We start from the raw sequence: 12,395 nt of genomic DNA on the forward strand, positions 1-12,395 counted from the left end.
CGCGCAAATTCCAGCCCGGCTATAATGCCGCCTTCGGCAATTTCCTACCTTCGACAGCAAACAGCCATGGCCCAATACGTAATGTCCATGCTCCACGTGAGCAAAGTCGTCCCGCCCAAGCGGCAGATCATCAAGGACATCTCCCTGTCCTTCTTCCCCGGCGCCAAGATCGGTCTGCTCGGCCTCAACGGCTCGGGCAAATCCACCGTGCTGCGCATCATGGCCGGCGCCGACAAGGAGTTCGACGGCGAGGTGCAATGGCAGTCCGGCGTGCGCATCGGCTATCTGCCACAGGAGCCGCAGCTCGATGCCAGCAAGACGGTGAAGGAAGAAGTCGAGGCTGGCCTGGGCGAGATCGCCGAGGCGCGCGTCAAGCTGGAAGAGATCTACGCCGCCTACGCCGAACCCGATGCCGACTTCGACAAGCTGGCCGAACAGCAGGCCAAATACGAGGCGATCATCGCCGCCGCCGGCAACGACGTGGAGCACCAGATGGAGATCGCCGCCGACGCCCTGCGCCTGCCGCCCTGGGACGCGAAGATCGAACACCTGTCCGGCGGCGAGAAGCGCCGCGTCGCGCTGTGCAAGCTGCTGCTGTCCAAACCCGACATGCTGCTGCTCGACGAACCCACCAACCACCTCGACGCCGAATCGGTGGAGTGGCTGGAACAGTTCCTCACCCGCTTCCCCGGCACCGTCGTCGCCGTCACCCACGACCGCTACTTCCTCGACAACGCCGCCGAGTGGATCCTGGAACTGGACCGCGGCCACGGCATCCCCTGGAAGGGCAACTACTCCTCCTGGCTGGAGCAGAAGGAAGAGCGGCTGGAGAAGGAACAAAAGCAGATCGACGCCCACATGAAGGCGATGAAACAGGAACTGGAATGGGTGCGCTCCAATCCCAAGGCACGCCAGGCCAAGTCCAAGGCCCGCCTCGCCCGCTTCGAGGAGCTCAACTCCATCGAATACCAGCGCCGCAACGAAACCCAGGAAATCTTCATTCCGCCCGGCGAGCGCCTCGGCGACAAGGTCATCGAATTCAAGAACGTCAGCAAGAGCTTCGGCGACCGCCTGCTCATCGACGACCTCTCCTTCCAGATCCCGCCCGGCGCCATCGTCGGCATCATCGGCCCCAACGGCGCCGGTAAGTCCACCCTGTTCAAGATGATCCAGGGCAAGGAGCAGCCGGACGCGGGCAGCATCGACATCGGCCCGACGGTGAAGATCTCCGCCGTCGACCAGAGCCGCGAGGGGCTGGAGAACGACAAGACCGTGTTCGAGGCCATCTCCGGCGGCGCCGACATCCTCACCGTCGGCCGCTTCGAGATGCCGAGCCGCGCCTACATCGGCCGCTTCAACTTCAAGGGCGCCGACCAGCAGAAGATCGTCGGCAACCTGTCCGGCGGCGAGCGTGGCCGCCTGCACCTGGCCAAGACCCTGATCCAGGGCGGTAACGTGCTGCTGCTCGACGAACCGTCCAACGACCTGGACGTGGAAACCCTGCGCGCGCTGGAAGATGCATTACTGGAATTCGCCGGCTGCGTGCTGGTGATCAGCCACGACCGCTGGTTCCTCGATCGTATCGCCACCCATATCCTCGCCTGCGAAGGCGACTCACACTGGGAGTTCTTCGCCGGCAACTACCAGGAATACGAGGCCGACAAGAAACGCCGCTTGGGCGAGGAAGGCGCCAAGCCCAAGCGCATCCGCTACAAGCCGATCAGCCGCTGAGCCGTCGGCCAGCCTCCTGACCTGACCAGACGCCGCGTCCCCGCCAGGGCACGCGGCGTTTTTATTTACACTTCAATCTTCAAAACCACCTTGTGGATCAGCCCGTCGCTGATCAGCGGGGCGTGGGCATCTTCGGGGAAAAAGATGCAGAAGCTGCCGGCGCGGGCCGTCACCCAACTATGCGGTGTGTCGTGGAAGAACTGGATATCCTTGTCGCTGTTGAACGCCGCCACCGGATTGTGACAGTCCTGCAGCGGTGCCCAGCCCATCTCGTCGCAACCGGCGATGACATACTGGATGTCGATATAGCGGCGATGACATTCCAGCTGCGCGGCATCGCGCGCCCGCCCCTGCACCGCCGAATAGATGGCCACCAGGTGCTCACCGACGAGGTTGAGCCGCCCGCTCTCCGGCGGCTGCACCGGCAGATGGCGCAGGTAGTCGAAGGCGCGGGCGAACATCGGATGCAGGGCCGTGTAACGGTCGGCATTGTCCAGGGTGTCGAGGATCACGGGGAGTCTCCGGGGTCGGTATGGCCAGCGCCAGACGCCATTGTGCCCTTGCCGCGTCCTGTGCGCCATCATTGCGCCGACCATTTGACGCCGGCCGTCCCCATGGGCTAAAACCGCACGACCGGCGCAGCAACACGCGCCCGCCCCCAGCCCGCCATAACAACGAGGTATCATCGTGGCCCAGACCAAGATTCTGCTCGACGAAAGCGAGATCCCGACTCACTGGTACAACATCGTCGCCGACATGCCCAACGCGCCGGCGCCGGTACTGGGCCCGGACGGCAAGCCGATCACTCCCGATGCGCTGGCGGCGATCTTTCCCATGTCGCTCATCGAGCAGGAGGTCTCCGCCGAGCGCTGGATTCCGATCCCGGACAAGGTGCGCGAGATTTACCGCCTGTGGCGCCCCTCGCCCATGTTCCGCGCCCACCGCCTGGAACAGATGCTGGGTACGCCGGCCAGGATTTACTACAAGTACGAGGGCGTCAGTCCCGCCGGCTCGCACAAGCCCAACTCCGCCATCGCCCAGGCCTATTACAACAAGGAGGCCGGCATCAAGCGCCTGGTCACCGAGACCGGCGCCGGCCAGTGGGGCTCGTCGCTGGCCCTGGCCGGCCAGATGTTCGGCCTGCAGGTGCGCATCTACATGGTGAAGGTGAGCTACGAACAGAAGCCGTTCCGCCGCTCCATGATGCAGACCTGGGGCGCCGAGGTGTTCGCCAGCCCCACCAACATGACCAACGCCGGCCGCAGCATCCTGGAGAAGGACCCGACCAACCCCGGCTCCCTCGGCATCGCCATCTCCGAGGCGGTGGAAGAGGCCGCCTCGCGCGCCGACACCAACTATGCCCTGGGTTCGGTGCTCAATCACGTCATCCTGCACCAGACCGTCATCGGCCTGGAGGCCAAGAAGCAGTTCGAGAAGGTGGGCGACTATCCGGACATGATCTTCGCCCCCTGCGGCGGCGGCTCCAACTTCGGCGGCGCGGCCTTCCCCTTCTTCGCCGATCGCGCCGCCGGCAAGAACGTGCGCCTGGTGGCGGTGGAACCCTCCTCCTGCCCGACCCTGACCCGCGGCCACTATGCCTATGACTTCGGTGATTCCGTCGGCATGACCCCGCTGCTCAAGATGTACACCCTGGGCCACGACTTCATGCCGCCATCGATCCACGCCGGCGGCCTGCGCTATCACGGCGACAACGCCATCGTCTCGCAACTCTACAACGAGGGGCTGATCGAGGCGGTGGCCGTCCCGCAGGTGGCGACCTTCGAGGCCGGCGTGCAGTTCGCCCGCGCCGAGGGCATCATCCCGGCGCCGGAGTCCTGCCACGCCATCCGCGCCTGCATCGACGAGGCGCTGCGCTGCAAGGAGTCCGGCGAGGCCAAGACCCTGTTCTTCAACCTGTCCGGCCACGGCCACTTCGACATGGCCTCCTACGACAAGTACTTCGCCGGCGAGCTGGAGGACTATGCTTATCCGGAAGAGGCCATTCGCCAGGCGCTCGATCACCTGCCCAAGGTCGGTTGATCATTACCGTCTGGCGGAACAGGGAGCGACGGTGTTCCCTGCTCCGCCAGGCGGCATCACCACCCTTTTCACAGCATCAGCAAAGGATCGCCATGACCAAACCCGAACCGCTGGCGCCCGACGCGCTGTACAAGCGCTGCGACCCCGGCCTGTTCAGTTTCGAGACCACCGCCGAGCTGCCGGATGTCAGCGGCATCATCGGCCAGAATCGCGCCATCGGCGCGGTGCGTTTCGGCGTCAACATCCAGCGCGAGGGCTACAACCTCTACGTCATGGGTCCGCCGGGCATCGGCAAGCACACCCTGGTGCGCCAGTTCCTGGAACAGAAGGCTGCCGGCCGCACCACCCCGGACGACTGGTGCTACGTCAACAACTTCGAGCAGGGCCACAAACCCCATGCCCTGCGTCTGCCGCCGGGGCGCGGCACCGCGCTCAAGCGCGACATGGAAAAGCTGGTGGAGGAACTGGGCGTGGTGCTGCCCGCCACCTTCGAGGGCGAGGAGTACCGCAGCCGCATCCAGGCGCTGGAAGAGGAATTGAAGGAGCGCCAGGAACACGGCTTCAGCAACCTCGCCGAGGAGGCCGGCAACCACAATATCAAACTGTTCCGCACACCGTCCGGTTTTGCCTTCGCGCCGCTGAAGGACGACGAGGTGCTCGGCCCGGACGAATTCGAGAAGCTGCCCAAGGAAGAGCAGACACGCATCGAGCAGGTGGTCGCCGCCCTGCAGGAAAAGCTGCAGGCACTGATCCGCCAGATCCCGCAATGGCGCAAGGAGACACGCGAAAAGGTCAAGGATCTCAACCGCGAAACCACCCGGACGGCGGTGAGTCACCTCATCGACGAGGTGAAGGAGCGCTATGCCGACCTGCCGCGGGTGGTGGAATACCTCGCCACGGTGGAACAGGATGTCATCGACAATGTGCGCAACTTCGTGCATGGCGATGAAGGCAGCGAGGGCATGCCCGACGGCAAGGGCGAATCGCTGCACCGCTATCAGGTCAACGTGCTGGTGGACAACAAGGACACCGAGGGTGCGCCCATCGTCTACCTGGACAACCCCACCTACCTCAACCTGGTGGGCCGCGCCGAACACATCGCCCAGTTCGGCACCCTGATCACCGACTTCACCCTGATCAAGCCCGGCGCCCTGCACCAGGCCTGCGGCGGCTATCTGCTGGTGGACGCCTACAAACTGCTCACCCACCCCTTCGCCTGGGAAGGACTGAAACGCGCGCTGTACTCCGGCGAGATCCGCATCGAATCGCTGGAGAAGATGCTGTCCCTGGTCAGCACCGTGTCGCTGGAACCGGAGGCCATTCCGCTCGACGTGAAGGTGGTGATCGTCGGCGACCGCATGACCTATTACCTGCTGCATGAATACGACCCGGACTTCGCCGAGCTGTTCAAGGTGGCCGCCGACTTCGAGGGCCGTATTCCGCGCAACGACGACAACAAGCGCATCTACGCCCAGCTCATCGCCACCCTGGCGCGCAAGGAAAAACTGCGCCCCTTTGACCGGCACGCCGTGGCGCGCGTCATCGAACACGGCTCGCGCCTGGTGGAAGATACCGAACACCTCACCGCCCACATGCGCTCCATTGCCGACGTGCTGCGCGAGGCGGACTACTGGGCCGGCGAGGCCGGTCACGCGGTGGTCGGCTCCGCCGACATCCAACAGGCCATCGAGCACCAGGTACACCGCTCCTCGCGCGTGCGCGAACACCTGCTGGAGGAGATCCGCCGCGGCACCATCATGATCGACACCGACGGCAGCCGGGTCGGCCAGATCAACGGCCTGTCGGTGCTGTCCATGGGCGACTTCGCCTTCGGCCAGCCCTCGCGCATCACTGCGACGGTGCATATCGGCGAGGGCAGCGTGGTGGACATCGAACGCGAGGTGGAGCTGGGCGGCGCCATCCATTCCAAGGGCGTGCTGATCCTGTCGTCCTTCCTCGCCGCGCGCTACGCCACCCATCACCCGCTGGCGCTGTCCGCCAGCCTGGTGTTCGAGCAGAACTACGGCATGGTGGACGGCGACTCCGCCTCGCTGGCCGAACTGTGCGCCCTGCTCTCCGCCATCGCCGGGCTGCCGATCCTGCAATCCTTCGCCGTCACCGGCTCGGTGAACCAGCACGGCCAGGTGCAGCCCATCGGCGGCGTGAATGAAAAGATCGAAGGTTTCTTCGATGTCTGCCGCCTCAAGGGCCTCAACGGCCGGCAGGGCGTACTGATCCCGGCCAGCAATGTAAAGCATCTGATGCTGCGCCAGGACGTGGTACAGGCGGTGAGCGAGGGCCAGTTCCACGTCTATGCGGTAGAGACGGTCGATCAGGCCCTCAGCCTGCTGCTCGATACCGAGGCCGGCGTGCAGGACGCCGACGGCAACTGGCCGGAGGACAGCGTCAACGGCCGCGTGCAGGCGCGCCTGTCCGAGATGGCACACATCCGCGCCAGCTTCGGCGACCACGCCAGGGACAAGGGCGACGGCAGCCCGGCGCCGGACACCAGCGATGCCGACGCCCCGCCCCGCCATGTCGACTGAAGACACCCGCCGCACCGTGCGCCGCATCCTGCTCGCCCTCGACTCGGCGCAGGATGCCTCGGCACTGGAACTGGCGGCGCAACTGGCCGCCCTGTTGCAAGGGACGCTGCACGGCGTGTTCGTGGAAAACAGCGAACTCCTGCGTCTGGCGCAACTGCCCTTTGCCCACGAGATCGCCCTCGACTCCGCGGCGATCCGCCGGCTGGAAACGGCGCAGTTGGAGCGCGATCTGCGCGCCCAGGCCGAACAGGTGCGCCGCCTGCTGGAAAGCCAGGCACAACAATACCGCGTGGCATGGACCTTCCGCATCGAACGCGGCGCCCTCACCACCACACTTGCCGCCAGCGGCGGCACCGACGTGGTGATGCTGGGGCGCAGCACTGTTGCAACGCGTGAGCAACGGGCCACCACGCCGGTGCTCATCGCCTTTGACGGCAGCCCCGCCGCCCGGCGCGCCCTCGACACCGCCGCCGACCTTGCCGGCGAGGATCTGCTAGTGCTGCTTCCTGCGGAGGGTGCGGCAGAACTGCGCCGTGCAGCAAGCGCACAACTGACCGCGCGCGGCCTGCGCGCCAGTTATCTGATGCTCCCCGAACTGTCCCCGCACCACCTCATCGCCGCCGGCCGCCGCCACCACTGCCGCATACTGGTCCTGGCCGGCAACCCCGCGGAGTTGCTGCCGCGCATGCAACATGCCAGCTGTCCGGTGGCGGTGGTGCAGTAAAGACAGATACAAGTGACCAGTGGGTTGATGGGGTGCGCTACGCTCCACCCCTACCGCTGTACCAATGGCACGAACGCCACCGGCAGTACCGCGCGCCGGGTGATGGCGCCGTTCGCGCCCTTCTCCACCACCAGCAGTTCCTGCGGTCCGCCCTGCTCGCCCACCGGTATGACCAGGCGTGCACCCGGCTTCAGTTGGGCGAGGAGTGCCGTGGGGATGCAGGGCGCGGCGGCGGTAACGATGATGCCGTCGTAAGGGGCGTGCTCAGGCCAGCCGGCGTAGCCGTCGCTGTTGTGCACCTCGACGTTGGCGCAGCCCAGTTGCCGCAGGCGGGACGCAGCGGCCGTGGCCAGAGCGGTGACGATCTCCAGGCTGTAGACCTGGCGCACCAGCCGTGCCAGCACCGCCGTCTGATAGCCCGAGCCGGTCCCTACTTCAAGCACCACATCATCGGGACGCGGCCGCAGCAGGTCGGTCATCAGGGCAACGATATAGGGTTGGGAAATGGTCTGGCCGTGGCCGATGGGCAGGGGGCCATTGTCGTAGGCGGCCTCCTGCAACTCCGGCGGCACGAAGTAATGACGCGGCACCAGCGCCAGCGCCGTCATCACGCGTTCGCTGAAGGCATCCTGGCCGATGTAATCGCGGGTATAGCGCAACTCACGGCCGATGTCGTCCAGCATGCGCCGCAACCCTTGCGGGTCGGGCGTCACCGGAGATGCGGGTGCAGAGTCGATTACTCCTCCCACTCCAGCGTATCCAGCGGCCCGGACCAGTCCTCCGGATGACGCACCATCTCGGTATCGCCGAAATCATCCCTCTCCAGGTCATCGAAGGGACCGGACCAGTCCTCCGGCGCCTCACGCTGGATCAGTTCCATCTCGTACCAGGTATCCATATCCAGCTCTTCCACGGCGCCGTCGAAGTACTGGATCTCGACGATGCCTTCCTGCTCGTCGACGGCGATGACCTCGAAGGACTCGCCCTCCAGATTTTTGTACCACGCACCGATTTCGGGGTTGAATGCCGTAGCCATGTCACACCTCCACTGCATGTATACATGCCTATAGTAGTCCCATTATCCGCCGGCCGAGAACCGTCAATTTACAGCACACGGTTCCACCTTTGACTTGGATCCCTTGCCGCGCCTATGCTAGCGCCCGGCATTTCATCCCAATGCTACAGAAAATCATACAGATACGGTCCACATCTAAAAATTTGATGAAGCGCACGGACAGTCCACAAAATCCGCTCCGCCTCTGTCGGCTCTCCAGTCTGCGCAACCGTTATCTGGCTGCCACGCTGCTGCTCACCGCCCTGTTCACCGCCAGCGCCCTGCTGCTGCAACACTATGTCACCACCGTGCGCAGTGAACGCACCGCCAGCATCGAAAGCCGCCAGCAGGCCACTCAGCAGAGCCGGTTGCTGCGCGAGGCCATGCTCGACACCGAGCGAGCGCTCATCGCCTATTTCTGGGCGCCATCACCGCTACAACGCCAGACCGTACGCGGCGCCATGGATGTCGCCCTTGAACGCCAGCATCGGCTGACCGACCTTCCTTGGGTACGGCAACATGCCGAGCCCGCTGCATTGGAGGCAGAGATGCAGACCCTGCGCAGCCGCCTCGATCAATTGATGACCACACGGGAGGACAGCGCCCTGCCGCCGCCCGCTGATATCTTCGCGCCGTTCTGGCAGCAACTGCAGGTCTTGGACCGACGCCTGGAGGAGTCGGCCAGCAACGAAATCGCCTATATTCTGCGTGCCTCCAACCACATCATCGGCAGCATCTGGGTGCTGGCCCTTGCCACCCTGTTGCTGATGCTGCTCGGCTTCTTTCTGTTCCAGCGCTACGTGCTCGGCCCCATTTCGATCATCGCCCGCGCCCTGCGCGACGAGGCCCATGGCAAGCACGACCTGATCCTGCCCCTGCCGGCCACGGCGGAGACCCAGCATCTGGTCGATGCCTTCAAGGAGATGCGCCGCCAGGTCGCGGAACGGCAGGCGGCACTGGAACATCAGGCGCTGCACGACGCCCTCACCGGCCTGCCCAACCGCGTGCTGCTGCAGGATCGGGTGCAGCACGCCATCCAACAGCAGCGCCGTGCCGGACATGGCGGTCTGGCCCTACTGATCATGGACCTCGACGGCTTCAAGGAGATCAACGACACCCTGGGTCACCCCATCGGCGACGGCCTGCTGCAGCAACTGGCCGATCGCCTGCAGCGCGAGGTGCGCGACAGCGACACGGTGGCCCGCCTCGGCGGCGATGAGTTTGCCGTGCTGCTGGAGCAGGCCGACGAGACGGAGGCACGCCACATGGCCGGCCGCATCCTGCGCCTGCTCGATCAGCCCTTCGAGGTGGCCGGCCAGAGCCTGTATGTCGCCGGCAGCATCGGCCTGGCGCTCTATCCGCAGCACGCCCACACGCCGCAGGAACTGTCGCGCCGCGCCGACGTGGCGATGTATGTGGCGAAGCGCGAGAAGAACGGCATCGCCGTGTACGACCCGGCCCAGGACCACTACACCCTGCAGCGCCTGGCCCAGGCCAGCGACCTGCGCAGCGCCATCGGCAACGAACACCTGCTGCTGCACTTCCAGCCGCAGATCGACCTGCGCAGCGGCCTGTTCAGCGGCGTCGAGGCCCTGCTGCGCTGGCAGCACCCGCAACTGGGCTACATCTCGCCCGACGATTTCATCCCGGTGGCCGAGCAGACCGGCCTGATCCGCCACCTCACCTACTGGGTACTGGACAACGCCCTGGCCCACATGGCGGCCTGGCGCCATCACGGTCTGCCGCTCGGCACCATCGCCGTCAACCTGTCCGCCTATAACCTGCAGGACGCCGGCCTCGCCCTGGAAGTGGCGCGGCTGATCAGGAAGTGGGGCGTGCAACCCTGGCGGCTGGTGCTGGAGATCACGGAAAGCTCCATGATGGCCAACCCGGCACGCGCCCTGGCGACGCTGGAAAAGCTCAACGACATCGGCGTGCAGATCGCCATCGACGACTTCGGCACCGGTTACTCCTCGCTGTCCTATCTGAAGCAGCTGCCGGTGGACAAGCTGAAGATCGACAAGTCCTTCGTGATACACATGAACGAGGATGACAGTGACGCGATGATCGTGCGTTCCACCATCGATCTGGCACACAACCTGGGGCTGGAAGTGGTGGCGGAAGGTGTGGAAAGCGCCGAGGCGCTGGAACTGCTGCGCATCCTCGACTGCGATGCGGCCCAGGGCTACTTCATCAGCCGCCCGCTGGCGGCAGCGGCACTGGAGGAGTGGCTGGCCTCGAGCGATTACTGCCGCGGCTTTCAGGAGGCCGAGGGACCGGACGACGCGCCGGAACCGGACCTGCCGACCACCCACTGACAAGACAGGCACGAGGGGCAAGGGACGAGAGGCGGGGGGGTTGAGCGCTGCGCGCTGGTTTGATCACGAACACTGTGAGTGCAGCGAATTCACTCCTCGTATCTTGTTCCTCGCCTCTCGTCCCTTGATTCGAGTTTACTGGCCGTAGCTGAACTCGCGGCTGACCAGCACCTCGCCGTTGGCGTCCACCACGTTGACCATCCAGGTGCCGGCCCACTCCGGCATCATGTTCTTGCTCGACCAGACACGCCAGCGCGGACCGTTGACGTCGAAGCCCACCTCGGCCATCACCGTATCGTTGTGCACCCAGCGGTGCAGCACGCGCTGCCCCTGCATGCCGCGCAGCTCGGTGAAGAAATAGACCTGGGTCATCTCACCGGCCACCTGGTTCAGCTCGTCCACCGGCTCGCGCTCATTGATGCCGCTGGTCACGACGGCGCGCGCCACCGACCATTGCGCCGGGGGCGCAGCCTCCTCGGCCAGCGCCGGCAAGGCGGCGGCCAGCAAACCCAGTGACAGTACCCAAGAAATCATCCGCATGATCAATCTCCCTGTTGCTTGTTGTGTGAATTTCGCCCACGGCGTGGCCGCCGCGGGCGCAGGGAAAGGTATAGACCAGAAAGGGATGAAAAACCGCGACCCCCTCGGCAGAAAGCGGGGAATTGCCGGCGTAATCACACCCCGGCGGCGAACACGTAAGGCGTTTCCTGCCGTGCGCGGTAGGCGGTGGCGTCCTGCACCGTGCCGTCCGCCACCTGGCCGCGGGCGCGGCGCAGGGCGACCTCGATACGGCGGTCGCGCAGGTGATAGCGCGCATCCAGACCGATCGCGGCCAGCGCCGGACAGTCCTCGCCGAATACATGGCGGTACAGCTCGGTCATCATGCCGTAGCGAGCCGCCATCAGGGTATTGGTGGCGTTCTTGATGGCGTCGATGTCCTGCTGCTCGCGGGCGTAAAAGCTGGTCACCAGCATCACGGCGATGGCGTGCAGCACGTCGTAGCGCACATGCGCGATGAACACGAACAGATGACGCTGGGTCAGCGGCACATGGTGCTCCTTGGCGAAACGGATCATGCCACCGAGCAGCAGGCTGAAGAACTCCGGTACGCCCCATTCCATGCCCAGCCCCACCGAGGCCAGCGATTCCAGCGGCGTGAACTCCTCGCTGCCCGCCACCAGACGCTGGGTCAGCACGTTGTCGGCCACGCCCGGCAACATGGGAATGTCCTGTTGCTCGAACGGAACGCCCAGCCCCTCGAACAACTGGCGGTACATGACGATGTGGGTGGTGGACTGGAACAGCCCGCCCATGGTCGGGTAGTCCTCCACCGCGTGGCTGCCGACGCCGTACTCGTCGGCCACCAGCTGCGCCAGCACGATCTGGGTCAGCTCGGAGATGCGCTCGTTGAGCACGCCGTAGGGCAGCGCCATCACGCCGGAGAAACGCCCCAGCGACAGCGCCACGCACTGGCGCGTGTTCTTGATCTGGTTGAAGTAGTGCAGCGCGAAGGCGGTCAGCTGCGGCTGGGTGATGCGGCCCTCGAACACGCGCACGAAGAACGGATGGCGCCACACCGGATGCTCCATCACATGGTTGTGCAGGTCGAGGAACATCGCCTGCAGGGCGCCCGGTGCGAACAGGCGGTGCTGCGCAAAGGGGTTGCCCGGCTGGGCGGCGGCAATGGCGCGCAGCTCGTGCAGCATCCGGTGCAGCGGATTGGCCGGGTCTTCCAGCTCCTGGATCACGCGGCTGAAATCCGCCTGCTGGCTGTCCTTGAAGCGCGCCAGCACCTGCTCGGCGGACAGCTCCAGCAGGTCGGCCATGGGATGCACCGCCTCCGGCAGGCGGATGGAACCGTCGGCCAGGACTTCGGCCAGATCGGAGAACAGGGTGCCGGCAGTGCGGCCTTCGGCGGTCATGGACATGGGGCGGGGCTCCTGAATACGATGGGCGCTACGTTAACGCCTGTAGGTGGGGTC

General features: G+C 65.3%; 10 protein-coding genes. 5 read left to right on the forward strand and 5 right to left on the reverse strand.

What is annotated here, in order from left to right; translation table 11 throughout:
• Positions 1–66: 66 nt before the first annotated feature.
• Positions 67–1,731 carry an energy-dependent translational throttle protein EttA gene (ettA, locus tag EP379_RS09705; RefSeq protein WP_127477616.1) on the forward strand — a complete coding sequence of 555 codons (1,665 nt, stop codon included), beginning with the start codon at positions 67–69 and terminating at the stop codon, positions 1,729–1,731.
• A gap of 65 nt (positions 1,732–1,796) precedes the next feature.
• Here ettA and EP379_RS09710 read toward each other — a convergent pair whose 3' ends face one another.
• Positions 1,797–2,243, reverse strand: coding sequence for a NanQ anomerase/TabA/YiaL family protein (locus EP379_RS09710; RefSeq protein ID WP_127477617.1), 447 nt, complete (start codon positions 2,241–2,243; stop codon positions 1,797–1,799).
• A 175-nt stretch (positions 2,244–2,418) separates the two neighbouring features.
• On the opposite strand from EP379_RS09710, the gene EP379_RS09715 reads away from it, so the two are divergent.
• From EP379_RS09715 to EP379_RS09725, 3 genes are all read left to right on the forward strand, one after another.
• Positions 2,419–3,771: a TrpB-like pyridoxal phosphate-dependent enzyme gene (locus EP379_RS09715; RefSeq protein ID WP_127477618.1), complete on the forward strand. Its 1,353-nt coding sequence runs from the start codon at positions 2,419–2,421 to the stop codon at positions 3,769–3,771.
• Between the two features lie 92 nt (positions 3,772–3,863).
• The gene (locus EP379_RS09720) at positions 3,864–6,317 is read left to right on the forward strand and encodes a Lon protease family protein (protein ID WP_127477619.1); all 2,454 of its coding nucleotides are present in this window, start codon (positions 3,864–3,866) and stop codon (positions 6,315–6,317) included.
• Positions 6,286–7,041, forward strand: coding sequence for a universal stress protein (locus EP379_RS09725; protein WP_127477620.1), 756 nt, complete (start codon positions 6,286–6,288; stop codon positions 7,039–7,041). The genes EP379_RS09720 and EP379_RS09725 overlap by 32 nt, the downstream gene beginning before the upstream one ends.
• A 50-nt stretch (positions 7,042–7,091) precedes the next feature.
• Here the strand turns inward: EP379_RS09725 and EP379_RS09730 are convergent, their stop codons facing one another.
• Both EP379_RS09730 and EP379_RS09735 read right to left on the reverse strand, forming a co-directional pair.
• The gene (locus EP379_RS09730; RefSeq protein WP_127477621.1) at positions 7,092–7,724 is read right to left on the reverse strand and encodes a protein-L-isoaspartate(D-aspartate) O-methyltransferase; all 633 of its coding nucleotides are present in this window, start codon (positions 7,722–7,724) and stop codon (positions 7,092–7,094) included.
• A gap of 53 nt (positions 7,725–7,777) precedes the next feature.
• Positions 7,778–8,077, reverse strand: coding sequence for a DUF6763 family protein (locus tag EP379_RS09735; RefSeq protein ID WP_127477622.1), 300 nt, complete (start codon positions 8,075–8,077; stop codon positions 7,778–7,780).
• A gap of 185 nt (positions 8,078–8,262) precedes the next feature.
• Between EP379_RS09735 and EP379_RS09740 the strand changes: the two genes are divergently transcribed.
• The gene (locus EP379_RS09740) at positions 8,263–10,413 is read left to right on the forward strand and encodes a putative bifunctional diguanylate cyclase/phosphodiesterase (RefSeq protein WP_172600435.1); all 2,151 of its coding nucleotides are present in this window, start codon (positions 8,263–8,265) and stop codon (positions 10,411–10,413) included.
• 135 nt (positions 10,414–10,548) lie between these two features.
• Here the strand turns inward: EP379_RS09740 and EP379_RS09745 are convergent, their stop codons facing one another.
• Both EP379_RS09745 and EP379_RS09750 read right to left on the reverse strand, forming a co-directional pair.
• Positions 10,549–10,953 carry a DUF2914 domain-containing protein gene (locus EP379_RS09745; RefSeq protein ID WP_127477624.1) on the reverse strand — a complete coding sequence of 135 codons (405 nt, stop codon included), beginning with the start codon at positions 10,951–10,953 and terminating at the stop codon, positions 10,549–10,551.
• A 134-nt stretch (positions 10,954–11,087) separates the two neighbouring features.
• Entirely contained in the window at positions 11,088–12,341 is a 1,254-nt protein-coding gene (locus EP379_RS09750) for an iron-containing redox enzyme family protein (RefSeq protein ID WP_127477625.1), read from the reverse strand.
• Between the last annotated feature and the right edge of the window lie 54 nt (positions 12,342–12,395).

Source organism: Sulfurivermis fontis, from assembly GCF_004001245.1.
GTDB lineage: Bacteria > Pseudomonadota > Gammaproteobacteria > Thiohalomonadales > Thiohalomonadaceae > Sulfurivermis > Sulfurivermis fontis.